Genomic DNA, 26,391 nt, shown 5'->3' on the forward strand with positions numbered 1-26,391 from the left:
TGCTTTTTACTACCGTTTACCAGTGCTGCTTTACTGCTGATCCAGTATTCACTGGAGCGGGAGAAGAGTCTCGAACTCTCGACCTCAACCTTGGCAAGGTTGCGCTCTACCAACTGAGCTACTCCCGCAGTGGACAACATTGTATCAGAAGCTCTACTACATCGCCAGTACTACTTTTTACTGCATCTGCTGTTTTTACCTATGACACGATCCAAAAAACTGGAGCGGGAGAAGAGTCTCGAACTCTCGACCTCAACCTTGGCAAGGTTGCGCTCTACCAACTGAGCTACTCCCGCGTCATCAACAACAGGCCAGCATTATAGAGGGATTACAGGGGCTGTCAACGGGCAATATCTGGTCTTTTGCAAAATATTTGGGTCAGACGGGGACGCCGAGTCCCATTGGGTCTGACCCCAGCTCTTGCGTTTGGGCCAAACAGTTCAATGCAAGTTGCCGGCCTTTTCCTTGATCAGCGGCCATGCCAGACGCAGATAATAGAACATCGACCATACCGTCAGCACGCTGGCGATCCACAACAGGCGCTCGCCCCACACATGCGTGTCGATCGCGCCGAAGATCACTTCGTGGTACAGCAGCAAGGGAATGGCCGTCATTTGCGCGGCCGTCTTGATCTTGCCGATCGAGCTGACGGCCACCGATTTCGATGCGCCGATCTGCGCCATCCATTCGCGCAAGGCGGAAATGGTGATTTCGCGGCCGATGATGATGAAGGCCAGCACGGCATTGACACGGTCCAGCTGTACCAGCACCAGCAAGGCGCCCGCCACCATCAGCTTGTCAGCGACCGGGTCGAGGAAGGCGCCAAAGGCCGAGGTCTGGTTCCAGCGCCGCGCCAGAAAACCATCGAACCAGTCGGTGACGGCGGCAACAATGAAAACCAGGGTGGCAACCAGGTTCTGGTCGCCATGCAGCAGCATCGACGGCGGCAGGTAAAACACGCCGACGACAAGCGGGATCAGGGCCACGCGCAGCCAGGTCAAAAGAATGGGAATATTAAAAGGCATAAGGAAGCAATCGGCCGACGGGTAAATTGAACATGAAGAAAGCGTGAAGAAAGCGCCACTAGTCTACATGGCCCGGGGGTATTAGCCTAGTCCGGTTGCCGCAGCGCCGGACCAGGCCATCGAGTCATTAGTGCAGCTGCTTGTAAATCTCTTCTGCCAGTTGCGTGGAAATCCCCTCCACCGACATCAGATCCTCGACGCTGGCATCGACCACGCCGCGCAAGCCGCCAAAGCGCGACAGCAGCTTCTGGCGGCGCTTGGCGCCGATACCTTCTATCTCTTCCAGGCGCGAGGTCTGGCGCGTCTTGGCGCGCTTGGCGCGCATGCCGGTAATGGCGAAGCGGTGCGCCTCGTCGCGGATTTGCGCGATCAGCATCAGCGCCGCCGATTCCTTGCCCAGTTCCTGCGCCGCGCGGCCATCGACGAACAGCAGGGTCTCCAGGCCCACCTTGCGCCCTTCCCCCTTGGCCACGCCGACAATCAAGCTGATATCGAGTCCCAGCTCGGCAAACACCTGGCGCGCCATTTCGATCTGCCCCTTGCCGCCGTCGATCAGCACCACGTCGGGCATCACGCCGTCGCCATTCGCCACCTTCTCGTAGCGGCGCATCAGGACCTGGCGCATGGCCGCGTAATCGTCGCCGGGCGTGATGTCGTTGATGTTGTAGCGCCGGTATTCGCCATTCTGCATGGCGTGATGGTGGAACACCACGCACGAGGCCTGCGTCGCCTCGCCCTGCGTGTGGCTGATGTCGAAACACTCGACGCGCAGGCTGTCGAGGTCTTCCGCCTCCAGGCGCAGCGCTTCGGCCAGCGCACGCGTACGCGATTGCTGCGACCCCTGCTCGGACAACAAGCGCGCCAGCGAAATCTCGGCGCCCTTTTGCGCCATCTCCAGCCACTGCCGGCGCTGTCCCTGCGGCTGGAAGATCAGGTTGATGCGGTGGCCGCACTGCTCCATCAGCGCCACCATCAGGGCCGGCTGGTCGAATTCGATATTCAGGATCAGGGTGCCGGGGATGAACTTTTCCGTGTAATGCTGCGCCAGAAAGGCGGCCAGCACTTCCACCTCGATCGGTTCTTCGGCAATCGCCGCCGCATCGCTGAGCTGGCTGGGGAAATAGGCGCGGTCACCCAGGTGGCGCCCGCCGCGCACCATGGCCAGATTGACGCAGGCGCGCCCGCCCTGCACCAGCACGGCGAGGATGTCGACGTCGGCGTCGCCCGTCGTTTCCATGCTTTGCTGATGCAGCACGCGTGACAGCGAAGCGATCTGGTTGCGCACCACCACCGCCTGCTCGAATTTCAGCTCGGCGGCAAAGGCGTGCATCTTCTTTTCCAGGTCGGCCATCACTTCGCTCTGGCGCCCGCGCAGGAAGCGCGCCGCGTTTTCCACGTCGTTTTTATAGTCTTCCTTGCTGATCAGGTCCACGCACGGCGCGCTGCAGCGGCCGATCTGGTGCAGCAGGCAGGGACGCGTGCGGTTGGCGTACACGCTGTCCTCGCAGGTGCGGATGAGAAACACCTTCTGCAGGATCTGCATCGATTCCTTGACGGCCCAGGAACTGGGGAACGGCCCGAAATACTGGTTTTTCTTGTCCACCGCGCCCCGGTAATACACCATGCGCGGCGCATCGCCATTGGTGATTTTCAAATACGGATACGACTTGTCGTCGCGGAACAGGATGTTGTAGCGCGGCTGCAGCGCCTTGATCAGGTTATTTTCCAGGATCAAGGCTTCCGCTTCGCTGTGCGTGACGGTCGTTTCCAGGCGCGCGATGCGCTCGACCATCATGGCGATGCGGGGGCTGGCCAGGTTTTTCTGGAAATAGCTGGAGACGCGCTTTTTCAGGTCGCGCGCCTTGCCAACATACAACACCTTGTCGGCGGCGTCGAAATAACGGTACACGCCAGGCAAATTCGGCAGCTTGGCGACGGTGGCCAGCACTTGCGCGCGCGGGTCGGGCGGCGTTTCCACCAAGGATGGTTCTGGGCTTGCTTCGGTCATTGCTGGCTCATTGCGCACTGATGGCGCACTTATAGTTATGCTGCTTGCTCCACGATCACGAACGCGACCGCATATTCTTCTTCATCGCTGATGGTCACTTGCGCACTCAGCCGGTTTGCTGCCATGAAGTCCGCCAGCACGCCGCTGCAGACGATCATCGGCTTGCCGCTGGGGTGATTCAGCATCTGCGCGGCAGGCCAGGTCATCGGCATGCGCAAGCCCAGGCCGATGGCCTTGGAAAACGCCTCCTTGGCCGCGAAGCGGGTGGCCAGGAAGCGCACGCCGCGCACGGCGTTTTTCGCACCGCGGGCGCGGAATTTCTCCATCTCCTGCGGCCCCAGTATTTTCTGCGCGAAACGCTCGCCATGGCGCGCCAGCGCCGCCTCGATGCGGGGGATCTTGCAAATGTCGGTGCCGATGCCGTAGATCATGGGCTAGTCCTATTCCTTATGCTTTGTTGCCCAGGCGCGCAGCCACCATGATGGCCTTCATTTCGCGCACGGCGTTTTCCCAGCCGACAAACACCGCATGCGCGACGATGGCGTGGCCGATGTTCAGTTCAGTAATATCGGGAATGGCGGCAATCGCTTGCACATTGGTGTAATGCAGGCCGTGGCCCGCATTGACCTTCAAGCCTCGGCCCACGCCGAACAGTACGCCCGCCTTGATGCGCTCCAGTTCCGCCAACTGCTCGGCGCCTGCCGTATCGGCGTAGCGGCCCGTGTGCAACTCGATCACGGGCGCACCGAGTTCGGCAGCGGCGGCGATCTGTTGCTCGTCGGCATCAATGAACAGGCTCACGCGGATGCCCTCGCCCTGCAATTGCTTGACGGCAGCCTGTACTTCCTTGAAGTAGCGCACCACGTCCAGGCCACCTTCGGTCGTCACTTCCGTGCGTTTTTCCGGCACCAGGCAGACGTCGGCCGGCCGAATGCGGCAGGCGAAGTCAATCATTTCCTGCGTCACGGCCGCTTCCAGGTTCATGCGCGTGAGCAATTGCGGCGCGATGGCGATCACGTCCGCATCCTTGATGTGGCGGCGGTCTTCGCGCAAATGCAGGGTGATGGCGTCGGCGCCCGCCTGCTCGGCCAGCAGGGCCGCGCGGATCGGGTCCGGATAGGCGGTGCCGCGCGCATTGCGCAAGGTGGCCACGTGGTCGATATTGACGCCCAGGTCGATGACGGGGCCGGAAGGCTGCAAAAAGCTCATAGTGATGGTATCCGTAAAGTGCTGTTGTGCGGCAAACCGCCGCTACAGCTGCATTAAATCGATCAGTATCTGGCGCGTGTTCAAGGTGGCGCCCCCCAGTTGATGGGCCAGCAAAAAGCGCATCAGCAGCTTGCTTTGCGCCTGCGTGGCCACATCGAGATAATCTTCGCGCTCCATGTCGAGCAGGGTCTTGCCCGTGATCTTCGGCCAGGCATCGCTGGCGCGCGCCGGGCGCGGTCCCCGTTCCGGGTCGACCACGTAGACCTGCCCCGCCTCGACGGCCAGGCGCGTGCCCGTGCAGCGCGTCAGGTCGGCCGCCACGCCCGTTTCCTTGAGCAGGGCGCGCTCGAACTTGCGCAGCACGATGGGTGGCGGCTCATTGTGCGCCAGCTGATTCAATGTAGCAACGTAGTGGTCGAACAGGACGGGATGCGGGTCGTCGCGCGCCAGCAATTTGACCAGCAATTCGTTCAGATAAAAGCCGCACAGCAGCGCCGTCTTTTCCAGCGGCAACATGCCGCCCACCCATTCGGCGCCCGTCAAAATGCGCAGCTCGGATTTGCCCGTCCAGCCCGCCTGCAGCGGTTGAAACGTCTGCAGCACGCCGCGCAACTGCGAATGGGGCCGCTTGGCGCCCTTTGCGACGAGCGCGATGCGGCCGTATTCGCGTGTAAACACGTCGACGATGAGGCTGGTTTCTTTATGCGGGTAGCTGTGCAGCACGAAGGCTGGCTGGCCCGTGATGCGGCCGTCGCGCGCGGGCGGACGGCTGCGCCGGGGGGCTGCCGAGGTGGGCGCTGCGGAAGGTGCGGCCGGCGGCGCGATGGCCACCGGCGCGGGGACAGGTGCAGATGCAGCAGATGCAGCAGGCGAGGCTGGCGCGATGTCAGGCTGCGCTGGCGTGGTGGTGCTCATGCGTGTAGCGTCGCCCCCGGGTTGCGGATTACTCGTAGCCGTAGGCGCGCAAGCCCGCCTCGTTGTCGGCCCAGCCCGATTTGACCTTGACCCAGATTTCCAGGTACACAGGACCGCCGAACAGCTTTTCCATATCCAGGCGGGCCTGGGTGGAGACTTCCTTCAGGCGCGCGCCCTTGTTGCCGATGATCATGGACTTGTGCGTATCGCGCTCGACCAGGATGGCGGCGAACACGCGGCGCAGATCGCCTTCCTGCTCGAATTTCTCGATCAGCACGGTGCTCGTGTACGGCAATTCGTCACCCACGAAGCGGAAGAGTTTTTCGCGCACGATTTCCGAAGCGAGGAATTTTTCGCTGCGGTCCGTGATGTCGTCCGGTCCAAAGATGGGCTGGTTTTCCGGCAAGAAGCGCTTGATCTCGTTCTGCAAGCCTTCCAGCTGGAAATGCAGCTTGGCCGAGACGGGCACGATGGCGGCAAAGTCGCGCATGGCGGCGATCTTTTGCGCGAACGGCAGCAGCACGGCCTTGTCCTTCACGCGGTCGGACTTATTGATGACGAGGATGCATGGCACTTCCTTCGGCAGCAAATCCATCACTTGCTGGTCGGCCGGGCCAAACGTGCCCGCCTCGATCACGTACAGGATGACGTCCGAGGAAATCAGCGTGTTCGTCACGGTCTTGTTCAGCGTCTTGTTCAGCGCGTTCGAGTGGCGCGTCTGGAAGCCGGGCGTGTCGACGTAGATGAATTGCGCGTCCGGCACCGTCTGGATGCCCGTGATGCGGTGGCGCGTGGTTTGCGCCTTGCGCGAAGTGATGCTGACCTTCGCGCCGATCAGCACGTTCATCAGGGTCGATTTGCCCACGTTGGGGCGGCCCACGATGGCGATATAGCCACAGCGGAAGTTGTCGGGCATTTTGATGGCTGTCATGCTAGTGTCGATTCTGTTTAGTGTGAGCGGCGATCGCCGGGGCTGCAGGAGCTTGCGCGTCGTCGCTCTGGATGGTGGCAATGCCGGCCAGCTTGAGCTGGGCGGCGCGCGGTTTGGGCTTGCGGCTGGCGGCAGGCGACTTCAACAGCGCCTGCTCGGCCACGTCCAGCGCCAGTTTGGCGGCGGCTTGCTCACCGGCGCGGCGGCTTCCGCCACGGCCGTAGACCTGGATATTCAATTTCGGCACCAGGCATTCGATCTCGAATTCCTGGCTGTGGGCGGCGCCATGGGTGGCCACCACGTTGTACTGTGGCAGCGAAATTTTCTTGCTTTGCAAAAACTCCTGCAGCAGCGTCTTGGCATCCTTGCCCAGGGTTTGCGGATCGACCGAGTCGAGGATGGGTATGTAGAAAGCGCGGATCACCGTGCTGGCCGCATCGAAGCCCGTATCGAGGAAAATGGCACCCAGCAAGGCTTCCAGGGTATCGGCAAGGATCGAGGGACGGCGGAAACCGCCCGATTTGAGCTCGCCTTCACCGAGGCGCAGGAATTGCGACAATTCCAGCTTTTGCGCGATTTCATACAGCGACTGCTGTTTCACCAAATTCGCGCGCAAGCGCGACAGGTCGCCCTCGTCGATGGTCTTGAAGCGTTCGTACAGGATGGAAGCGACCACGCAGTTGAGAATGGAGTCGCCGAGGAATTCCAGCCGCTCATTATGCAAACTGCTGTGGCTACGATGCGTCAAGGCTTGCTGCAACAGGCCAGCATCCTGGAACGTATAGCCTAAACGGGTTTGCAATAGCTGAAGATTCATTGTTGTTTCTGTATCATCTGAGTAATTCGGCTGGCCGCCGCGCGGGGAGTCGGCGCGGCAGCCATAGAAGCGGCCTAGTGGATGCCGCCCACGCGTTTCGGGTTGCTGAAGTTCATCCACACCAGGAAAGCCTTGCCGACGATGTTCTCGTTCGGCACGAAGCCCCAGTAGCGGCTGTCCGCGCTATTGTCGCGGTTATCGCCCATCATGAAGTAATTGCCTTGTGGCACCACACACGTAAAACCATCTTCGTTGTAGTTGCACGCATCCTTGTGCGGGAAATCCTTCACTTCGCGCAAGTTCAACGTGGGAGCAGGCTCATCGTTGAGGATGCGGTGGCTCACGCCCGTCAGATTTTCTTCCAGCTGCTTGTGGTACACCGTGCTTTCGTCATCGAGGTAGTCGTCCAGCGGGGTGTACTGCACTTCCTTGCCGTTGACCGTCAAGCGCTTGTTTTCATAGGTGATTTTATCACCGGGTACGCCGATCACGCGCTTGATGTAGTCTTGCGACATATCTTTCGGGTACTTGAAAACCATCACGTCGCCGCGCTGCGGATCGTTGACTTCAATGATGCGCTTGTTGACGATCGGCAAACGGATGCCATAAGTGAACTTGTTAACCAGGATCAGATCGCCCACCAGCAAGGTCGGCACCATCGAGCTCGACGGGATCTTGAATGGTTCGTAGAGGAACGAACGCAGGCAGAACACCAGGGCGATGACGGGGAAAAAGCTGCCCGAATACTCGACCCAGGTCGGCTGGCGCAACAGCGCCGCCTCGATGGTGGCGCGGCTGCCGCCCGCATCGGACTTGATGCGCTCGGCGGCCAGCTTGGACTGGCGCGCATCGAACTCGGCCAGGGCAAGATCGGCCGCCTTGCGGCGCTGCTTGGACAGATAAAACACATCCAGGCACCAGACCAGGCCCGTCAACACCATCAGCACGAACAGGATTAAAGCGAAATTTCCTAAAATCACTTGCAGGTTCATTGATTAACCATCCACTTGTAAAATTGCCAGGAATGCCTCTTGCGGGATCTCCACGGAACCCACTTGCTTCATGCGTTTCTTACCCGCTTTTTGTTTTTCCAGCAATTTCTTCTTGCGGCTGATGTCGCCGCCATAGCACTTGGCCAGCACGTTCTTGCGCAAGGCTTTCACGTTCTCGCGCGAAATGATGTTGGCGCCGATGGTCGCCTGGATGGCCACGTCGAACATCTGGCGCGGGATCAGTTCGCGCATCTTGGCGGCCACCTGGCGGCCACGGTACTGGCTGTTCGAACGGTGGACGATGATGGCCAGCGCATCGACTTTTTCGCTGTTGATCAGCATGTCGACCTTGACCACGTCGGCCGCGCGGTATTCCTTGAACTCGTAATCCATCGAGGCATAGCCGCGCGACGTCGATTTCAGGCGATCGAAGAAGTCCAGCACGATCTCGGCCATCGGCATTTCGTAGACCAGCTTGACCTGGCGGCCGTGGTAGCTCATGTCCATCTGGATGCCGCGCTTGCCGATACACAGGGTAATCACGGAGCCCACGTATTCCTGCGGCATGTACAGATTGACCGTGACGATAGGCTCGCGCACTTCCTCGATGCGCGACGGATCGGGCATCTTCGATGGATTGTCGACGTTGATCATGGTGCCGTCGCGCTGGATCACTTCGTACACCACGGTAGGCGCCGTGGTGATCAGGTCCATGTCGAATTCGCGCTCGAGGCGTTCCTGCACGATTTCCATGTGCAGCAAGCCCAGGAAGCCACAGCGGAAGCCGAAGCCCAGCGCCTGCGACACTTCCGGCTCGTACATCAGGGCCGCGTCGTTCAGTTTCAGCTTTTCCAGCGAATCGCGCAGCGCGTCGTACTGGTTCGCTTCGACCGGGAACAGGCCGGCGAACACTTGCGGCTGCACTTCCTTAAAGCCCGGCAATGGCGCGGCGGCAGGACGGCTGACCAGGGTGACGGTATCGCCCACTTTCGCCGCTTTCAATTCCTTGATGCCGGCGATGATGAAGCCCACCTGGCCTGCCGACAACTGCGGCAGCGATTGCGAACGGGGCGAAAATACGCCGATGTCTTCCACCAGCTGCACCGAATCGGTGGCCATCAGGCGAATCTTGTCTTTCGGCTTCAGGGTGCCGTTGACCACGCGCACCAGCATCACCACGCCCACATAGGCGTCATACCAGGAGTCGACGATCAGCGCCTGCAGCGGCGCATCGGGGTCGCCCTTCGGTGGCGGTACCTTGACGATCAGTTGCTCGAGCACGTCCAGCACGCCGAGGCCCGTCTTGGCCGAGCAATGCACGGCGTCGGCCGCGTCGATACCGATCACGTCTTCGATCTCGGCAATGGCGTTTGGAGGATCCGCGTTCGGCAAGTCGATCTTGTTCAGGACGGGCACCACTTCCACGCCCAGGTCCAGCGCCGTGTAGCAATTGGCGACCGTTTGCGCTTCCACGCCTTGCGATGCATCCACCACCAGCAGCGCGCCTTCGCACGCCGACAGCGAGCGCGACACTTCATAGCTGAAGTCGACGTGGCCTGGCGTATCGATCAGGTTCAGGTTGTAGATCTGGCCATTGCGCGCCTTGTAGTGCAGGGCCGCCGTTTGCGCCTTGATGGTAATGCCGCGCTCGCGCTCCAGATCCATCGAATCGAGCACCTGCGCCTCCATCTCGCGGTCGGACAAGCCGCCGCACAATTGAATGATGCGGTCAGCCAGGGTCGATTTACCGTGGTCAATATGGGCGATGATGGAGAAGTTGCGTATGTTATTCATTAACTAATATATGTGCGAGTGACAACACTGCTTTAACAGGAATCAAGGGGATCATGTCCGGGCCAAACAGGGCCGAAACCAGGCGCCCCACTCATGATGAAAAAAGCGCTCCGAGCAGGACATCTGCATGCCCAGGCGAGCGCTTTTGAAGCGACAGAAGCTGCTGCCTCGGACAGTAGCTTTTTCGACCTCCCCATTTTACCGGATTTCAGAGCGGAAAGCCCGTCTTTCAGAGGCCGGCAGCGGGCAAGCCGACATTTTCAGCTGTTTCCAGCAGCGGAATGCTGCAATGCAGTGTCAATATTGGCATTTAGGCTACGCCAGGCAGCGCCGGACGGCGGCCTCGTCCAGAAAATAATGGCATAGCTCGGGTTGGGCCAGATCGCCAAACAGCACCGGCACCAGCTCATCGAAGCGGGCCAGCAAGCTCGCATCGGGCGACGCATCGATATCGATCACGTCCACCGTAAACGGTTGATCAGGCGGCTGCAGCAGGAGCAAGGCATCGAGCATGTCCTGGCATAAATGGCAGTAACTGCGGGAATAGAGAGTGAAATGCATGGCGGGCAGGATACCGCATCCCGGCCGTGGCCGGAATGCGGGATGATCACATAGTTACTTCGCCGACGGACGCAGCGAAACGAATTGCGCCACGTCGCCACGGCGCACCAGCACGGCCGACGACTTCTTCGGATCGAGCTTGGCCACCAGGGCATTGAACTGCTTGGCATCTTTCACGGCAACGTTGTTCAACTGCAAGATCACATCGCCAGGCTGCAGGCCGGCCTGGGCCGCCACGCCATCCGCATCGTCGACCAGCACGCCCGCGTCGATCTTCAGCTCCTGCTTCCTCGCGGCCGGCACATCGCTGACCTTCAGTCCCAGTGCATTGACGGCTTGCGCTTCCGGTTCCCGGGCGCCCTTCTTGGCCGTTTTCTCGGCTTCCAGCTCGACGACGGTAACAGGAATATCCTGCTGCGCGCCCTTGCGCCAGACGGTGACCGTGGACTTGCCGTTGACGGCGGCGCCGCCTACCAGACGCGGCAGGTCGGACGAACGCTCGATCTGCGCGCCATTGAACTTCAGGATGATGTCGCCCGGCTTGATGCCCGCCTTGTCGGCCGGGCCGCCCTCTTCCACCATCGACACTTGCGCGCCCTTGGCGTTGGGCAGGCCCAGCGATTGCGCCACATCCTTGCTCACTTCGCCGATCTGCACGCCGATACGGCCGCGCACCACTTTACCCGTTTTTTTCAGCTGCTCGCCCACGCGCATGGCTTCATCGATGGGCACGGCAAACGAAATGCCATTGTAGGCGCCGGACAAGGTGGCGATCTGCGAATTGATGCCGATCACTTCGCCGCGCATATTGATCAGCGGACCACCCGAGTTGCCGGGGTTGACGGCCACGTCGCTCTGGATCAGCGGCAAGTAGTCGCCCGTGTCACGGGATTTGGCGGAAATAATGCCGGCCGTCACCGTGTTTTCCAGGTTGAATGGCGAGCCGATGGCGATCACCCACTCGCCCACGCGGATCTTGTTCGAGTCGCCGATGGTCAGGCGCGGCAGGTTGGCGCCCTCGATTTTCAGCAGGGCCACGTCGGTGCGGGCGTCAGCACCGATGACCTTGGCCTTGAATTCGCGCTTGTCCGTCAGGGTCACGTAGACTTCATCGGCGCCATCGACCACGTGGGCATTGCTCAGCACGTAGCCATCAGCCGAAATGATGAAGCCGGAACCGACACCGCGCTGCACTTCCTGCTCCTGCGGCACGGCGCGACGGCCGCCGCGCGGCGCCTGCTGGCGCGGCGTGGGCATGGCGCCGCCAAAGAAGCGGCGCAGGAATTCCTGCATTTCCTGCTCATCCTGGCCGCCCGCGCCGGATGCAGTCATCTTCAGGCGCTCGGTGGTGCGGATATTCACCACGGCCGGGCCGACGGCATCGACGAGGTCCGAGAAATCAGGCAGTTTCACGGCCGGCACGGCGGCCTGCGCCTGTGGCGCCAGGCCGAGCATGGTCGGGGCGAAAAAGACGCCAGCCGTACCGAACAATAAGGCGGAAAGCGTCTTCACAGAAAACGACTTGCTGGCAACACACATGTTTTTTTTCATGGAAAGGATCTTTTCGAGTATATAAACGGATCAAAACGCGGATCGGCGATTGCCTGCGTGCATGATTGGGTGTCATGACGGAATCCCAAGGGCAACTACACCTGGTCTCGCGCATGGCAGCAACAATATATCGCAAAAGCAAGATATTGCCTGCACACAGTGTCAATCGTAGCGAAGTCCCGTGTCAAGAGGGCCAGGAGCAGCTTAAGAGCCTATCCCAGTAGGGAGCGTCTTCTGCTGGCAGTTCATCAGGAGCGCGGACAAGGCGTGAGGAGGACGCGTGGCGAGCCACGCGACGACGAGCAACGCAGTCCCCGCTTCTGAGGGGCGCCAGCAGGGGATGTACTCATCTACTGGGATAGGCTCTAAGTGTCAAGACCCGCCGGCATAAGATGCCGCAGATGCCGCAGCACTAGCGTTGCGCCAGCGGCCCCGCCTCCAGCGGCTCGGCAGCGACGGGCGGCACGATGGGCAGCAAGGGCTCCGCGCGGATAAGCGGCTCGTCAGGCGCCGCCTCGGCGGCCAGCCGGCTGGCCAGGCGCGCGTCGAATTGGGCACTCAGGGCATGGCCGCAATGCTCCGAACGCAGCACGTCGCCGATCAGGCGATAGGCATCCCAGGCTTGCCGCCCCTCATCCGTGTCGAGGGCGGCAAAAGCCAGTTCGAGTTCGCTCGCCGCCAGCTCGCCATCGGCCAGGGCGGAAATTGTCTCGTGCAATCGTGTATGCGTGTCCATGATGGGCCCTGCCATTTCAAGAGGGTAGTTGCGGAAACCGGACGCAGCCATGCCAAGCTCATACTCCGCAGATTACCAGCGCTTGTCAATCGGCATATCCAACAACGGTTTCAATTTCTCTGCGATCACTTCGCGTGCGCGAAAAATGCGGCTGCGCACGGTGCCGATGGGGCACGCCATGATCTCCGAGATCTCTTCATAGCTGAGGCCCTCGATCTCGCGCAGCACGATGGCCGTGCGCAACTCGATGGGCAGCACCTCCATGGCAGCGTTGACGGTGGCGGCAATCTGCTTGCTGGCCAGCACCGATTCGGGCGTATTGTTGTCACGCAATTTATTGCCGTCATCGAAGGACTCCGCCTGCTCGGCGTCGGCGTCGCTGGACGTGGCGGCGCGCCGCCCCTGCGTGACGAGATAATTCTTGGCCGTATTGATGCCGATGCGATACAACCAGGTATAGAAGGCGGCATCGCCGCGAAAATGGCGCAGCGCCCGGTATGCCTTGATAAAGGTTTCCTGCACCACATCTTCGGCCTCCGCCGGGTCATGCACAAGTCGCGATACTAGGCGCATCAAGCGGCGCTGATATTTCGATACCAGCACATCGAATGCCCGTTTGTCGCCAGCCTGCACCCGCTCGACCAGTAACTGATCATACTCGCGCTCTGTCCTCACGCCCGATGCCCCTGTTCGCATGCAGCGTGGGCGCCTGTATGGATATAGAGTTGGCCCGCTGCAAGAAGTTCAGTGTTCGCCCCACTTTATTCTTCCCCGCTGCGCGCCGCGATGGCCCGGCACGCCACGGCCAGCGGGCGGAAGGCGGCGCAAGCGCTGCCACGCTGCGCCAGCACCTGCGTGCGCCGCCCCGCGGCATCGGCCAGGCACAGCACCAGCAGCGATGGCCACAGGGTCGAACCCGGCAACAGGTGCAGCACTGGCGGCACCAACGGCCCCGCGCCGGACGGCGCCCCGCCATGCTCCAGATATACCGCCAGCCGCAACTGGCCGACCGGCGAAATATCAAGCACCTGCGGCTTTCTGCGCTGGCGCAGCAAAGCCAGCAAAAACACGCCGCCAGCCGCACTCGATAGTGCCCCGTGCCAGCCCAGCGCATAGCCGCCCACCAGCTGGGCGGCGCCGAGGCCAGAGCCAGACAGGGCCGCAACGTGCCACGCGCCGCTCAAGGGCCAGGCGGCCAGCACCGCGCACAGCCCCAGTAGCGCTTGCAGCAGGCGCAAACAGACAGGCGTGCGAATGACAGCCGCTACCGCGATCGACATAATGCCAACTCAAAGGGAAAAACATCAGGCGCGCCGGCACCATGCCGGGCAAATTCAGGCACCAACGAACGTTGGCACCGAATCAGCGCTCACTACGATTTGACCGTAGTGAGCGCTTGAAAGTTCCTGCTTATTTCGCTTTACCGAAAATCAGCGTGCCATTCGTTCCGCCGAAGCCGAACGAATTCTTCACTGCATAATCGATCTTCATGTCCCGCGCCGTGTTGGCACAGAAATCGAGATCGCAAGCGGGATCCTGGTTGAAGATGTTAATGGTCGGTGGCGACACCTGATGGTGCAATGCCAGGACCGTAAACACCGCTTCCAGACCGCCCGCGCCGCCCAGCAAATGGCCCGTCATCGACTTCGTCGAGTTGACGACCATATGCTTGGCATGCTCGCCGAAGGTGCGTTTGATGCCCATCACTTCCGCCACGTCGCCTTGCGGGGTCGACGTGCCGTGCGCGTTCAGGTACTGAATCTGATCCGGGTTCAAGCCTGCGTTGTTGAGGGCCGCAATCACCGATTTGCTGCCGCCGCTACCATCTTCCAGCGGCGAGGTCATGTGATAAGCATCTGCGCTCATCCCGAAACCATGCACTTCGGCATAGATCTTGGCACCACGGGCCACCGCGTGCTCGTACTCTTCCAGCACCATGACACCAGCACCCTCGCCCAGCACGAAGCCGTCGCGGTCGGTATCCCACGGACGCGATGCCGTTGCCGGATCGTCGTTGCGGGTCGACAAGGCACGTGCCGAGGCGAAACCGCCCAGGCCCAGCGGCGACACGGTCGATTCAGCACCACCGGCAATCATGACGTCGGCATCGCCGTACTCGATCATGCGCGCGGCAGCGCCGATGCTGTGCAAACCGGTGGTACACGCCGTCACGATCGCCAGGTTCGGACCCTTCAGACCATATTTGATCGAAAGATTGCCAGAAATCATGTTAATGATCGAGGCAGGCACGAAAAATGGCGAGATACGGCGCGGACCGCGCTTTTCGTACTCGGATTTGGTTTCCTCGATCAGCGGCAAGCCACCGATACCGGAACCGATGATCACGCCGATGCGCTCGGCGTTTTCCTCGGTCACTTCCAGACCGGAGTCCTGCATCGCCTGGATGCCTGCAGCCATGCCGTAATGGATAAAGGTATCCATGTGGCGGGCTTCCTTACCGGAGATGTACTCTTCGATATTGAAACCTTTGACTTCACCGGCAAAATGCGTGGTGAAGGGCAATGCATCAAACTTGGTAATCGTGGCAATGCCGGATTTACCTTCGGTAATTGCGCTCCACGCCTCGGCAATAGTATTGCCGACAGGTGAAACACAGCCCAGGCCGGTTACAACAACACGACGGTTTTTAGAACGGCTCAAGCGATTCTCCTGAAGTCGGTCAAACAGGCTTAGGCCTTGACGTGTGCGGTGGCGTAGTCGATCGCCTGTTGCACGGTGGTGATTTTTTCAGCTTGTTCGTCAGGGATTTCCATTTCGAATTCGTCTTCCAGGGCCATGACCAGTTCCACGGTGTCCAGGGAATCGGCGCCGAGATCGTCGACGAAGGAGGATTCGATTTTGATGTCTGCTTCTGCAACGCCCAGTTGCTCAGCGACGATTTTCTTAACGCGTTGTTCGATATCCGACATGTTATGGCTCCAAAGTGTGTGTTACGGAAAGTGCGCGCATTTTATCAGGTTTGCGCGTCCGAATACTAATTTCGGTGTCTGCTGCTAATTCGACCGAAGCTGCTGCTAAAAGATGCGATTATAGACAAAAACGACCGTTGAATCATGCCACAAACGCCCGCCCTGTCTAGCTTTCACATCAATTCATGTACATTCCGCCGTTCACGTGCAGGGTCGTGCCCGTGATATACGCCGCTTGCGGCGAGGCCAGAAAGGCCACCGCCGCTGCCACGTCTTCCGGTTTGCCCAGGCGGGACAGGGGAATTTGCGTCAACAGGGCCGCGTGCTGTTCTTCGCTCAGGGCCTTGGTCATGTCGGTATCGATGAAGCCGGGGGCGATGCAGTTCACGGTAATGTTGCGGCTACCGATTTCGCGCGCCAGGGCACGACTCATGCCTTCCACGCCGGCCTTGGCCGCCGCATAATTCATCTGCCCCGGATTACCCGACGAAGCCACCACCGAGGTGATATTAATGATACGCCCAGCCTTGGCTTTCATCATGCCGCGCAATACGGCGCGCGACAGGCGGCCGACGGCCGACAGGTTGGTGGAAATGACGCTATCCCACTCCTCATCCTTCATGCGCATGGCCAACTGGTCTTGCGTGATGCCCGCATTATTGACCAGGATCGACAGGCTGCCGTAGGTTTTCTGCACTTCATCGACCACTGCCGCGCAGCGCGCCGCATCGGTCACGTTCAGCACCAGGCCCTTGCCCGCCACGCCTTCGGCGGCCAGGTAATCGGTGATGGCTTGCGCGCCGCTTTCCGAGGTGGCGGTGCCGACCACGGTGGCGCCCTGCTTGCCCAGTTCGGTGGCGATGGCGCGGCCGATGCCGCGCGAGGCGCCCGTGACCAGCACGACTTGATTTGCTAAATTCATGAGTATCCTTAAAAGCAAGTGCGGCAGGCAGGCTGCCGCGATCTGATGTTTATTTGAGCTGCGTCAAAATGCGTTCCAGCGAGGCCTGGTCGACGATGGCGTCGCCCACCAGCACGGGATCGATGCGCTTGGCCAGGCCCATCAGGACCTTGCCCGGACCGCATTCGATCACTTGCGTGATGCCGTCGGCCGCCACTTTCTGCATCGTTTCCACCCAGCGTACAGGGCTCGCTGCCTGGCGCACCAGCGCATCCTTGATGCCGGCGACATCGTTGACGATGGCCACGTCGACGTTGTTGATCAGGGCAATCTGTGGCGCGGCGAACGTCAGACCGGCCATGTACTCGCGCAAGCGGTCCGAGGCAGGTTTCAGCAGCGACGAGTGGAATGGCGCCGAGACAGGCAGCTTCATGGCGCGCTTGGCGCCCTTGGCCTTGGCCAGTTCACAGGCACGCTCGACCGCCGCCGTATGGCCGGCGATGACCACTTGCGCAGGTGCATTGAAATTGACAGGCTCGACCACCAGGGCAGGGTTTTCCGACGTCGCTTCCGCACAGGCGGCGCGCACGTCGTCATCCGACAGGCCCAGCACGACAGCCATCGTGCCCTGCCCCACGGGCACGGCTTCCTGCATGGCTTGCGCGCGGAAGCGCACGAGCGGCACGGCATCCTTGAACGAGATGACGCCCGCGGCGACCAGCGCCGAGTATTCACCGAGGCTGTGGCCGGCCACGACGTTTGGCACGGGGCCGCCCGCTGCCAGCCAGGCGCGGTAGAAAGCCACGGCCGCCGTCAGCATCACCGGTTGCGTGTTGGTGGTGAGATCCAGTTCTTCCTTAGGACCTTCGGTGATCAGCTTGCCCAAGTCGAATTGCAGGGCGTCCGACGCTTCGGCCACGGTTTGCGCCACCACGGGGTTGCCGGCGAAGCCGTCGAGCATCGCAATCGCTTGCGAGCCTTGGCCTGGGAAAACAAATGCAAATTGTGTCATGGTGACTCCGTTTTGAATTTTTGGTATTCGAGTTGCCGTAAAGTAGTTTCTTTACCCAAAAGGCAAAGGCTGGGGTCAGTCCCTGCGGGAGCGGAGTACGCTCCATTGGAGCGCATTCCCCCAAACGGGGCTGACCCCGGCGCTAACCAGTTTACATTCTTGCGAGCACGGCGCCCCAGGTAAATCCGCCGCCCACGCCTTCCATCATGACGTTGTCGCCCTTCTTGACCCTGCCATCGCGCACGGCGATGTCGAGCGCCAGCGGGATCGAAGCGGCCGAGGTGTTGCCATGCTGGTCGACGGTGACGACCATCTTTTCCAGTGGCAAGCCGAGTTTCTTGGCCGTGCTGTTCATGATGCGGATGTTCGCCTGGTGCGGAATCAGCCAGTCGATCTGGTCCGAAGTCATGTTGGCGTGCGCCAATGCTTCGTGCGCGACCTTTTCCAGCACGGAGACGGCCAGCTTGAACACGGCCGGGCCGTCCATGTACAGGAAGGCGCTACCGGCCAGCGCGCCGCCAGCCACGCTGCCCGGTACGCTGAGGATGTTCGAGTGGCGGCCGTCCGCGTGCAGCTTGGTGGCCAGGATGCCAGGCTCGGTGGAGGCCGTCATGACGATGGCGCCGGCGCCGTCGCCGAACAGCACGCAGGTGCCGCGGTCGTCGAAATTGAGGATGCGCGAAAATACTTCGGCGCCGATCACCAGCACATTCTTGTGCATGCCAGATTGAATAAAACTATCGGCCGTGGCGACTGCATACACGAAGCCGCTGCAGACCGCTTGCACGTCGACGGCGGCGCAGTGATTCGTGATGCCCAGCTTGCTCTGCACGATGCAGGCGGTGCTGGGGAAGCTGCCGAAGAAATCGGGGGTCGAGCTGGCGACGATGATCAGGTCCAGGTCGTTGCCGCTAAGGCCCGCCATCTCCAGGGCTTTTTTGGCCGCTTCCACGCCCAGGTCCGAGGAGTTTTGCATTGGTGCCGCGTAATGGCGCGCCGAGATACCGCTGCGCGAGACGATCCATTCATCCGAGGTCTCGATGCCCTTGGCGGCGAGCTGTTCGGTCAAGTCCTGATTGGTGACGCGCTTTTCCGGCAGGTAGCTGCCGGTGCCGATAATTTTGCTGTAAGTTTTGCTAAAAACAGTCATGCAAGTACCCGTCCACTAAATGGTAGAGCTTGTTGAAGTAGGTTCATCCGGTACTGGCGTGCGCGGCATCAGCTCGGCGATCAGGCTGGCCAAGTGCGCTTGCACGTCATTTTTTGCCGCATCAAAGGCACGGCGCAAGGCCCATTCAAACGAATAGGCATCGGCGCTGCCATGGCTCTTGAAGACGAGGCCACGCAAGCCCAGCAGGCTGGCGCCGTTGTAACGCGAAGGATTCAGGCGATTACCGATGGCTTTCAGGGCCCCGCGGGCAATCAGCGCGCCCAGCATGGTGATCGGATTGCGCTTGAATTCGGTAGTCAGCACGTCCTTCATGAGGCGCGCCAGGCCCTCGATGGCTTTCAGGGTGACATTGCCGACAAAACCGTCGCAGACGACGATATCGGTGGTGCCCTTGAAGATATCGTTGCCTTCCACGTTGCCGTAGAAGTTCAGCGCGCCACGCTCGTGGTCGGCCTGCAGCAGCTTCGAGGTAAGTTTCACCACTTCATTGCCCTTGATATCTTCCGTGCCCACGTTCAGCAAGCCGATCGTCGGGCGGGCGATACCTTCCATGGCGGACACCAGCACGGAACCCATGATGGCGAACTGGTGCAAGTGATGCGGTTCGCAATCGACATTGGCACCCAGGTCCAGCATGTAGGTCGGGCCATTCTTTTGATTCGGCAAGATGCTGCAGATGGCCGGGCGGTCGACGCCGGACATGGTTTTCAAGACATAGCGCGACACGGCCATCAGGGCTGCCGTATTACCGGCGGAAACGGAGGCTTGCGCCGCGCCGCTCTTGACCTGTTCGATGGCCACGCGCATGGAGGAATCCTTCTTGCGGCGCAACGCCACTTCCAGGGGATCGTCCATGGTAACTTGTTCGGAGGCATGCAATACCGACAGGCGCGGATGCGTGTCGGCTTTATGTTTTTTCAGTTCGGCACGGATCACGTCTTCCAATCCAACAAGGATCAGTTCGGCTTCAGGCTCATGTTTTACGAAGGAAATTGCTGCAGGGATAGTGACTGAGGGACCATGATCTCCGCCCATGCAGTCGATAGAAATTTTGATTGTCATTTGTGTTGATTCAATACCGCTGCGGGCGTGCGGCAAGATGTGAATCGGACTGGAGCATATGCAGGGCGCAGCATGTCATGCACAGACCTGGACAGCGTGATTCAAAATGACGGGTGCGCAAGATGAATTGCAGCCGATAAAAAAGAAGAAGCGGCGCCACGCCGAATAACCACGCAACACCGCTTTCATCTTACCCAACAAAAACGTCGATTACTCGTCGTTTTTGGTCTTCAACACTTTACGGCCACGATAGAAGCCGTTAGGGCTGATATGGTGACGCAGGTGTGTTTCGCCGGTAACTGGCTCGACGCTCAATTGCGGCGCGACCAGGAAGTCGTGCGAACGGTGCATGCCGCGCTTGGAAGGGGTTTTCTTGTTCTGTTGAACTGCCATGATGACTCCTAATACATAAGTTCTAAAATTTTAGCACAATCGATAGGCAAATACATGCGAATCGAGTATCCCAGCGGCAAAGACTATCCGAAAATAGCCCGGACCGACATCGTTTATTACAATTACATTTCACTACACTTGCCATACTCGATTACAACACGCGTTTGACACGTCTTTTACGTACTACAAAATACAAAAATTATTCTGGCTTCAAATCTTTCAGTGCCGCAAACGGCGACTGCTTTTCAGTCTTGAGAGCATCGAGCTGCGCCGTATCGGGGCAGACGTCATGTTTGGGTACCTGCGGCAGGGCCAGCAAGGCTTCATCTTCGATCAGGGCCGCGGCATCCATGCTGCGGCTGCCGACGATCACGTCGATCGTCTCATCGTTGATGATTTCTTCGATCTCGTCGGCCTGCTCGTCATCCTTGCCCAGCATCAGAGTAGTCGTCGAATCAATTGCGTAAGCATACGGAGTCAGGCAGCGCTGGCAAACCAGCTGAACGGTGCCGTTGACCGACAAGGTCAGTTGTGGGTAGCCCAGCTTGCTGGTGCCGCCGACGATCTTCCAGGCGATGTCGCCGGAAGCATCTGCACAATCCTTGGTCAACCGGGTCATTTCAGCGACAGGAGTTACACCCTCGCGGCTCCCGCTGATACGACAAAAATCAAAGGCGTCGATCACAAAAGCATTCATTGGTAGAAAATTTCCCCGGAAAACCTGCGATAATAACAGGGTTTTGAGCACGGAGTCAAAGGCTAAGCATCTTTTTTGACGCAATCTTTGCTATTGACATGACAACTTCATCAACACCGTCATGCCGCATGGAGCCTCATTTATGGGCTCTGCGCCCTGGAACCACGTGATATTCCACTGACATCGACCAGCGCGGCCATGCCGGCCGCCATCCACTACCGAATGATACCAACTTCCGCCCCATTGCGCTTGATTCTTGCATCGAGTTCGACCTACCGCAAGGAATTGCTGCAACGCTTGCGCCTGCCTTTCGAGGTGGCCGTGCCCGATCTCGACGAAAGCCCCCTGCCCGGTGAAAGCCCCAGCGCCACGGCCCTGCGCCTGGCCCAGGCCAAGGCGCAGGCCGTGCTCGACCGCTACCCTGGCAGCCTCGTCATCGGGTCCGACCAGGTCGCCACCCTGGACGGCGCCCAGATCGGCAAGCCGGGCAACCATGACTGCGCCCTGCAGCAGCTGCAAACCATGCGCGGGCGCCAGACCGTGTTCCATACGGCGCTGTGCCTGCTCGACGGCCGTCAGAATCCGCCCGTGGCGCAGGTGGAAGACATCCAGACCCTCGTCACCGTGCGCGATTTGCCCGATGCCGAGCTGGATGCCTACCTGCGCATCGAGCAACCGTACGATTGCGCCGGCAGCGCCAAGAACGAGGGCCTGGGCATCGCCCTGCTCGAATGCATCGCCACCACCGACCCGACCGCCCTCACCGGCTTGCCGCTGATCGCCCTCACCGGCATGCTGCGCAAGGCGGGCGTCACGTTTTTTACCATTTAATTTATCGACAAGAAGAATATGACCGGCACCCTGTACCTGATTCCCAACCACCTCGGCCTGTCCGACGGCCCGGCCGACCCGCTGGCCCACATCATTCCCGAGCAAGTGCGGCAGATCACCTCGCAGCTCGATTATTTCGTAGCGGAAAACGCCAAGACGGCGCGCGCCTTCCTGAAATTGATCGGCAACCAGCATCCGCTGGCCAAGCCGCTGCAGGAAATCACGATTTCCGAACTCAACGTCAATACCCCGGCGCAAGCGCTGGCCGGCTTGCTGGCGCCGCTGCTGGCAGGACGCGATGCGGGTCTCGTCTCGGAAGCGGGCGTGCCCGCCGTGGCCGACCCCGGCGCCGACCTGGTGCGCCTGGCGCATCAGCACGGCATTAAAGTGCGCCCGCTGGTGGGCCCGTCGTCGATCCTGCTGGCCGTGATGGCCAGCGGATTGAATGGCCAGAGCTTCGCCTTCAACGGCTACCTGCCCACCGATGCGGCCCTGCGCGCCAAGCGCATCAAGGAACTGGAAGTGCGGTCACGCACGGAAAAGCAGACCCAGCTGTTCATCGAAACGCCGTACCGCAACGCCGCCATGCTCGAGGCGCTGGTGGCGCAATGCGCGCCGTCGACCCTGATCTGCGTCGCCACCGACCTGAGCCTGGACACGGAAAGCGTGCAAACGTGGAATGGCGCGCAGTGGAAGAAACAATTGGCCGCCGGCAAGGCACCGGACTTCCACAAGAAACCGACAGTGTTCTTGTTGTTGGGACAGTAAACGACAAACGCCACGAACATATTTGCCGTGGCGTTTATTTTGCTCAACTACGATAGTTACGACACCTGACAAAACCGTAGCGAGCGGAAGGGAGAGGTGGCTAAGAAGCGCAACCGTACTTTAGTACGGTGAGCATCGCAGGCCGCCTATACCGACGCGCAGTAGGTTTGGTCAGGTGTCCTCAGACTCGGCGGGTACCCGTGTTTTTCTGCCCGCCCTTGCCCGTTTCCAACACAAACTTGGCGCCATCGTCGCGACCCAATACCTTGACCAGGTACGGCATGACTTCGCGCAACATCGGCTCGAGCGTGTACGGCGGGTTCAAGATGAACATGCCGCTGCTGTGCAAGCCGAAGCCGTCCGGCGACGGCGTGTTGACCGTCAGCGTCACGTGCAGCCAGTCCGAGCTGGGCAGTTGCTTGAGCTTGTCGGCGAACTGGCGCGATTCCATGCGCTGCAGCACCGGGTACCAGACGGCGTAGATGCCCGACGGGAAGCGCACCAGGGCGTCGGCCAGGGTGTCCTTGACCTTGCGGTAATCCATCTTGTCTTCATATGGCGGGTCGATCAGCACCAGCGCGCGGCGCGATGGCGGCGGCAGCAGGGCTTTCAGGCTCTGGAAGCCGTCAGCCTTGGTGATGAGCACACGCTTGCCGCGCACGGTAGGACGCTCGCCTTGGGCCAGCGCATGCGCCTCGACCTTGCGGAAGTTGTCAGCCAGAATTTTTGCATCGGCAGGATGCAGCTCGAACAGGCGCAACCGGTCTTGCTCGCGGCTGACCTTGTCGGCGCAGTACGGCGAACCCGGGTAGTAGCGCATCTTGCCGCTCGGATTCATTTCCTTGATCAGCTTCATGTACTCGGCCAGCGAGGCCGGCAAGTCCGTGCGGTCCCACAGGGGCGCGATGCCCGTTTCGTATTCCGCATTTTTCGCGGCATAACCACCGTCGAGCGCATACACACCCGCGCCGGAGTGGGTATCGATATAACTATAGGCGGTATCTTTTTGATTCAGATATTGCAACAACTGAATCTGCACATAATGCTTCAACACATCGGCGTGATTACCCGCGTGAAAGGCGTGGCGGTAACTCAACATAAGCTGGCTAATTCCATAATAAAAATAAACAAAGGCGGGAGCGCTGACACCGGGCAGGGCATGGAAACAGACTGGAGGGGTCAGGCTGCGGGGCCAGGAAACAGCATGGACCAGCGTAATCAGCGCGCAATTATCAGCATTATCCACCAGAAAGGGCGATTGCATCAAAAAACACCGTTAAACAAGCTCATGCATTCTCAGGACCGAGGGGGCCGGGCGCGGTAGAATACGCGCATCGGGCGCCCCGCGCCCATCCGCCCACGAATAGATACGAGCATGCACAGCCTGACCCTCACGACCGATAACCGCGCCGACGTCGCGGCAGCCCTGGCCGGCCCACGCTGGACCGTGGCCTGCCTGTGTGCGCTGTGGTGCGGCACCTGCGGCAGCTACCGCGCCACGTTCGAGGAACTGGCCGCGCGCCACCCGGACACGCTCTTCGTCTGGATCGACATCGAAGACCAGGCCGACGTGGTGGGCGACCTCGACATCGACAACTTCCCCACCCTGCTGATCCAGCGCGAGGACCATGTCGCCTTCTTCGGCACGGTGCTGCCCGACGGCGGCCTGGCGCACCGCATGGTGCAGGCGCAGCAGGCGCTCAGCGCCGAGGAACTGGCGGCACTGGCCGGCAGCACGCAGGAGCGGCGCGACTGGCAGCGCGACTGCAATTTGCGCAACATGCTGGCCGCCACCCTGACATAATAAACATCAGGCCAGACGCAGCGGCAGGCTGCGCAGCCGTTTCCCTGTCAAGATGAAGATGGCGTTGGCCACGGCCGGCGCAATCGGTGGCGTACCGGGCTCACCCACGCCTTCCGGATGCTCGGCGCTGGCGATGATGATGGTTTCCACCTCGGGCGCCTGGCCCATGCGCAGCACGGGATAGTCGTGGAAATTGCCCTGCTCCACTTTGCCATCCTTGAAGGTGATCTCGCCGCCCAGCGCCGCCGACAGGCCGAACAGCACGGCCGACTCCATCTGCTGGGCGATGATGTTCGGATTGACGGCGATGCCGCAATCGATGGCGCACACCACGCGCTGCACGCGGATCTCGCCGTTTTCCACCGATACCTGCGCCACTTGCGCAACGATGCTGCCGAACGACTGGTGCAAGGCCACGCCGTGCGCATGGCCGGGCGGCGCACTGCCCGCCCTGGCGACTGCAGCATCGAGGACGGCCAGGTGGCGCGGATGTTTCAATAGCATGGCGCGGCGGAAGGCGATGCCATCCTGCCCGGCCGCATGCGCCAGCTCATCGATAAAACTTTCCTTGAAGAAGGCATTGTGCGAATGCCCCACGGAGCGCCAGTAGCCGATGGGAACGGGGCTGTCGGCGATCACGTGGGCGATGCGCTGGTTGGCAATTTCATACGGCATGTCGAATTCGCCTTCGGCCGTGGTCTTGTCCGGCCCCGCGCCAGGCAAGCCGAAGTTGCGCTGTAAAAACTGGTGCGTGATGGAACCGCTGACGGATTTATTATCCCAGGAAGCGATGCGGCCGTGCTCGTCGAGGCGCGCCGCAAAGCGCGCCAGCGCGGCGGGACGGTACATATCGTGCCTGGTATCCTGCTCGCGTGTCCACACCAGCTGCACCGGTGCGCCATCGCACTGCAAGGCGATGGCCACCGCTTGCGCGATCATATCCACTTCCAGGCGGCGGCCAAAACCGCCACCGAGCAGCAGTACTTCGATGCCGACGTCTTTCGCATCGACGCCAGCCACTTTCGCCGCCACGTCGACCGCGATGCCGGGCGCCTGCGTCGAGACCCACAGCATCACCCTGCCATTTTTCACCTGCGCGGTGCAGTTGACGGGCTCCATGGCGGCGTGCGCGAGGAATGGCGCGCGGTACTCGGCACTGACCTGCCGCAAGCCCTGCGCGACCTTGCCCTCGACCTCGCCGCTGGCGTGGTAGGCATAACCGGCTTCGGTATCCAACAGGCGGGCAAACTGCGCATACACGTCGGCACTGGACAGGTTCGCTTGCGCACCGGCCTTCCACTGCGTCGGCAAGGCGGCGGCCGCCTGTTTCGCGCGCCACCAGGTGTCGGCCACCACGGCGGCGCACGAGACGCTGCGCTGAGCCAGGTGCGGCGTCAGGTCCAGCACTTTTTTGACGCCAGGCATGGCCAGGATGGGTGCCGCGTCGAACGCGGCCAAGGTGTCGCCCAGGCGCGGCGGCAGATGCAGGGCCGCGTACAGCATGCCGGGCGGACGCGCATCGATACCGAAGCGCGCGCTGCCATTGACTTTCGACGGCGTGTCGCGGCGCGGCGCCGGCTGGCCGATCAGCTTGAAATCCTGGGGCAATTTCAGCACGGGCGTGCCCGGATCGATGGCGGCGGCGCGCTGCGCCAGGCTGGCGTAGCTGGCGCGCCGGCCATCGGGGTGCAGCACTTCACCATCGTGCGTGCGGCATTGCGCGGCCGGCACCTGCCACTGCGCGGCGGCGGCGGCCACCAGCATGGCACGCGCGGACGCCCCAGCTTCGCGCATGGGGCCCCAGCCATCCTTCACGCTCGACGAGCCGCCCGTGACGATCACACCCAGTTCGCGCGCCGCCTTGGCCACCGTCCATTGCGCCAACGCCTTGACGCGGCCCTGGTCGTCCGGGTGGAACGGCAGGCTATCCTTGAGCATGGCCACATTGCCGAAGATTTTATCCATCGGCGCCTGGATCAATTTGACGCTGGCCAGGGGGACGTCGAGCTCCTCGGCCACCAGCATCGGCAAGGCCGTATGCACGCCCTGCCCCATCTCGCTGCGCGGCATGGCCAGGATCACGCTGCCGTCGGCTTGAATAGCCAGCCAGCCGTTCAGCGCCACGGCGCCATCCTGGAGCGGCAGCGGCACGCTGCCGTGCAGGCGCTGGCGCGGCGGCAGCACGCCCCAGCCCAGTACCAGGGCGCCCACGCCGGCCACGCCGAGGCCAAGGCCACCGAGCAGGAAGCGGCGACGCGACGTGTTTTTTTCTGCGGCCATGGG

27 protein-coding genes and 2 tRNA genes are annotated in these 26,391 nt (G+C 61.0%); 3 read left to right on the top strand and 26 right to left on the bottom strand.

What is annotated here, in order from left to right:
- Positions 1 to 52: 52 nt before the first annotated feature.
- The 24 genes from FJQ89_RS09695 to FJQ89_RS09810 form a co-directional block, all read right to left on the bottom strand.
- A tRNA-Gly gene (locus FJQ89_RS09695) sits at positions 53 to 128 on the bottom strand.
- A 92-nt stretch (positions 129 to 220) separates the two neighbouring features.
- Positions 221 to 296, bottom strand: a tRNA-Gly gene (locus tag FJQ89_RS09700).
- A 144-nt stretch (positions 297 to 440) separates the two neighbouring features.
- Complete coding sequence (pgsA, locus tag FJQ89_RS09705; protein ID WP_071076491.1) at positions 441 to 1,025, bottom strand: CDP-diacylglycerol--glycerol-3-phosphate 3-phosphatidyltransferase; 585 nt, start codon at positions 1,023 to 1,025, stop codon at positions 441 to 443.
- A gap of 127 nt (positions 1,026 to 1,152) precedes the next feature.
- Positions 1,153 to 3,033 carry an excinuclease ABC subunit UvrC gene (uvrC, locus tag FJQ89_RS09710; RefSeq protein WP_141170032.1) on the bottom strand — a complete coding sequence of 627 codons (1,881 nt, stop codon included), beginning with the start codon at positions 3,031 to 3,033 and terminating at the stop codon, positions 1,153 to 1,155.
- A gap of 35 nt (positions 3,034 to 3,068) precedes the next feature.
- Positions 3,069 to 3,464: a holo-ACP synthase gene (acpS, locus tag FJQ89_RS09715; RefSeq protein ID WP_141170033.1), complete on the bottom strand. Its 396-nt coding sequence runs from the start codon at positions 3,462 to 3,464 to the stop codon at positions 3,069 to 3,071.
- A 16-nt stretch (positions 3,465 to 3,480) separates the two neighbouring features.
- Positions 3,481 to 4,242 carry a pyridoxine 5'-phosphate synthase gene (gene pdxJ / locus FJQ89_RS09720; RefSeq protein WP_141170034.1) on the bottom strand — a complete coding sequence of 254 codons (762 nt, stop codon included), beginning with the start codon at positions 4,240 to 4,242 and terminating at the stop codon, positions 3,481 to 3,483.
- A gap of 42 nt (positions 4,243 to 4,284) precedes the next feature.
- Positions 4,285 to 5,157, bottom strand: coding sequence for a DNA repair protein RecO (gene recO, locus FJQ89_RS09725; RefSeq protein WP_141170035.1), 873 nt, complete (start codon positions 5,155 to 5,157; stop codon positions 4,285 to 4,287).
- A 28-nt stretch (positions 5,158 to 5,185) separates the two neighbouring features.
- Complete coding sequence (gene era / locus FJQ89_RS09730; protein WP_141170036.1) at positions 5,186 to 6,088, bottom strand: GTPase Era; 903 nt, start codon at positions 6,086 to 6,088, stop codon at positions 5,186 to 5,188.
- Position 6,089: 1 nt separating this feature from the next.
- Positions 6,090 to 6,905, bottom strand: coding sequence for a ribonuclease III (rnc, locus tag FJQ89_RS09735; protein WP_086140332.1), 816 nt, complete (start codon positions 6,903 to 6,905; stop codon positions 6,090 to 6,092).
- A 74-nt stretch (positions 6,906 to 6,979) separates the two neighbouring features.
- Positions 6,980 to 7,897: a signal peptidase I gene (gene lepB, locus FJQ89_RS09740; protein ID WP_141170037.1), complete on the bottom strand. Its 918-nt coding sequence runs from the start codon at positions 7,895 to 7,897 to the stop codon at positions 6,980 to 6,982.
- Between the two features lie 3 nt (positions 7,898 to 7,900).
- On the bottom strand, positions 7,901 to 9,691 hold the full coding sequence (lepA, locus tag FJQ89_RS09745) for a translation elongation factor 4 (protein WP_071076485.1): 1,791 nt from the start codon (positions 9,689 to 9,691) through the stop codon (positions 7,901 to 7,903).
- Between the two features lie 315 nt (positions 9,692 to 10,006).
- A complete protein-coding gene (locus FJQ89_RS09750) occupies positions 10,007 to 10,252 on the bottom strand; it encodes a glutaredoxin family protein (protein WP_141170038.1) in 246 nt (81 codons plus the stop codon).
- 54 nt (positions 10,253 to 10,306) lie between these two features.
- A complete protein-coding gene (locus FJQ89_RS09755; protein ID WP_141170039.1) occupies positions 10,307 to 11,803 on the bottom strand; it encodes a DegQ family serine endoprotease in 1,497 nt (498 codons plus the stop codon).
- Between the two features lie 412 nt (positions 11,804 to 12,215).
- On the bottom strand, positions 12,216 to 12,539 hold the full coding sequence (locus tag FJQ89_RS09760; RefSeq protein WP_243136499.1) for a sigma-E factor negative regulatory protein: 324 nt from the start codon (positions 12,537 to 12,539) through the stop codon (positions 12,216 to 12,218).
- A 72-nt stretch (positions 12,540 to 12,611) separates the two neighbouring features.
- Complete coding sequence (rpoE, locus tag FJQ89_RS09765) at positions 12,612 to 13,235, bottom strand: RNA polymerase sigma factor RpoE (RefSeq protein WP_071076481.1); 624 nt, start codon at positions 13,233 to 13,235, stop codon at positions 12,612 to 12,614.
- Between the two features lie 65 nt (positions 13,236 to 13,300).
- Positions 13,301 to 13,819 (bottom strand): hypothetical protein, encoded by a 519-nt coding sequence (locus FJQ89_RS09770; protein WP_141170040.1) that lies wholly within the window; start codon positions 13,817 to 13,819, stop codon positions 13,301 to 13,303.
- Between the two features lie 130 nt (positions 13,820 to 13,949).
- Positions 13,950 to 15,200 carry a beta-ketoacyl-ACP synthase II gene (gene fabF, locus FJQ89_RS09775; RefSeq protein ID WP_099763134.1) on the bottom strand — a complete coding sequence of 417 codons (1,251 nt, stop codon included), beginning with the start codon at positions 15,198 to 15,200 and terminating at the stop codon, positions 13,950 to 13,952.
- A 29-nt stretch (positions 15,201 to 15,229) separates the two neighbouring features.
- A complete protein-coding gene (acpP, locus tag FJQ89_RS09780) occupies positions 15,230 to 15,469 on the bottom strand; it encodes an acyl carrier protein (protein WP_008449912.1) in 240 nt (79 codons plus the stop codon).
- Between the two features lie 178 nt (positions 15,470 to 15,647).
- Complete coding sequence (gene fabG, locus FJQ89_RS09785; protein ID WP_141170041.1) at positions 15,648 to 16,391, bottom strand: 3-oxoacyl-ACP reductase FabG; 744 nt, start codon at positions 16,389 to 16,391, stop codon at positions 15,648 to 15,650.
- 49 nt (positions 16,392 to 16,440) lie between these two features.
- A complete protein-coding gene (fabD, locus tag FJQ89_RS09790; protein WP_141170042.1) occupies positions 16,441 to 17,382 on the bottom strand; it encodes an ACP S-malonyltransferase in 942 nt (313 codons plus the stop codon).
- A gap of 151 nt (positions 17,383 to 17,533) precedes the next feature.
- On the bottom strand, positions 17,534 to 18,532 hold the full coding sequence (locus FJQ89_RS09795) for a beta-ketoacyl-ACP synthase III (protein ID WP_141170043.1): 999 nt from the start codon (positions 18,530 to 18,532) through the stop codon (positions 17,534 to 17,536).
- A gap of 15 nt (positions 18,533 to 18,547) precedes the next feature.
- Positions 18,548 to 19,615: a phosphate acyltransferase PlsX gene (plsX, locus tag FJQ89_RS09800; protein WP_141170044.1), complete on the bottom strand. Its 1,068-nt coding sequence runs from the start codon at positions 19,613 to 19,615 to the stop codon at positions 18,548 to 18,550.
- Between the two features lie 210 nt (positions 19,616 to 19,825).
- Positions 19,826 to 20,008: a 50S ribosomal protein L32 gene (gene rpmF / locus FJQ89_RS09805; protein WP_010399517.1), complete on the bottom strand. Its 183-nt coding sequence runs from the start codon at positions 20,006 to 20,008 to the stop codon at positions 19,826 to 19,828.
- A 199-nt stretch (positions 20,009 to 20,207) separates the two neighbouring features.
- Positions 20,208 to 20,705, bottom strand: coding sequence for a YceD family protein (locus FJQ89_RS09810; protein WP_141172728.1), 498 nt, complete (start codon positions 20,703 to 20,705; stop codon positions 20,208 to 20,210).
- Positions 20,706 to 20,927: 222 nt separating this feature from the next.
- Here FJQ89_RS09810 and FJQ89_RS09815 point away from each other — a divergent pair, with 222 nt between their 5' ends.
- Both FJQ89_RS09815 and FJQ89_RS09820 read left to right on the top strand, forming a co-directional pair.
- Entirely contained in the window at positions 20,928 to 21,536 is a 609-nt protein-coding gene (locus FJQ89_RS09815) for a Maf-like protein (RefSeq protein WP_141170045.1), read from the top strand.
- A gap of 18 nt (positions 21,537 to 21,554) precedes the next feature.
- Positions 21,555 to 22,304, top strand: coding sequence for an SAM-dependent methyltransferase (locus FJQ89_RS09820; protein ID WP_141170046.1), 750 nt, complete (start codon positions 21,555 to 21,557; stop codon positions 22,302 to 22,304).
- A gap of 181 nt (positions 22,305 to 22,485) precedes the next feature.
- On the opposite strand, the gene FJQ89_RS09825 is transcribed toward FJQ89_RS09820, so the two are convergent.
- Positions 22,486 to 23,403: a 23S rRNA (adenine(2030)-N(6))-methyltransferase RlmJ gene (locus FJQ89_RS09825; protein ID WP_071076471.1), complete on the bottom strand. Its 918-nt coding sequence runs from the start codon at positions 23,401 to 23,403 to the stop codon at positions 22,486 to 22,488.
- 276 nt (positions 23,404 to 23,679) lie between these two features.
- Between FJQ89_RS09825 and FJQ89_RS09830 the strand changes: the two genes are divergently transcribed.
- Positions 23,680 to 24,108, top strand: coding sequence for a thioredoxin family protein (locus FJQ89_RS09830; RefSeq protein ID WP_141170047.1), 429 nt, complete (start codon positions 23,680 to 23,682; stop codon positions 24,106 to 24,108).
- A gap of 6 nt (positions 24,109 to 24,114) precedes the next feature.
- Here FJQ89_RS09830 and FJQ89_RS09835 read toward each other — a convergent pair whose 3' ends face one another.
- Positions 24,115 to 26,388: a xanthine dehydrogenase family protein molybdopterin-binding subunit gene (locus FJQ89_RS09835; RefSeq protein WP_205704593.1), complete on the bottom strand. Its 2,274-nt coding sequence runs from the start codon at positions 26,386 to 26,388 to the stop codon at positions 24,115 to 24,117.
- Positions 26,389 to 26,391: the final 3 nt, after the last annotated feature.

The organism is Janthinobacterium tructae (assembly GCF_006517255.1).
Classification (GTDB): Bacteria; Pseudomonadota; Gammaproteobacteria; order Burkholderiales; family Burkholderiaceae_D; genus Janthinobacterium; species Janthinobacterium tructae.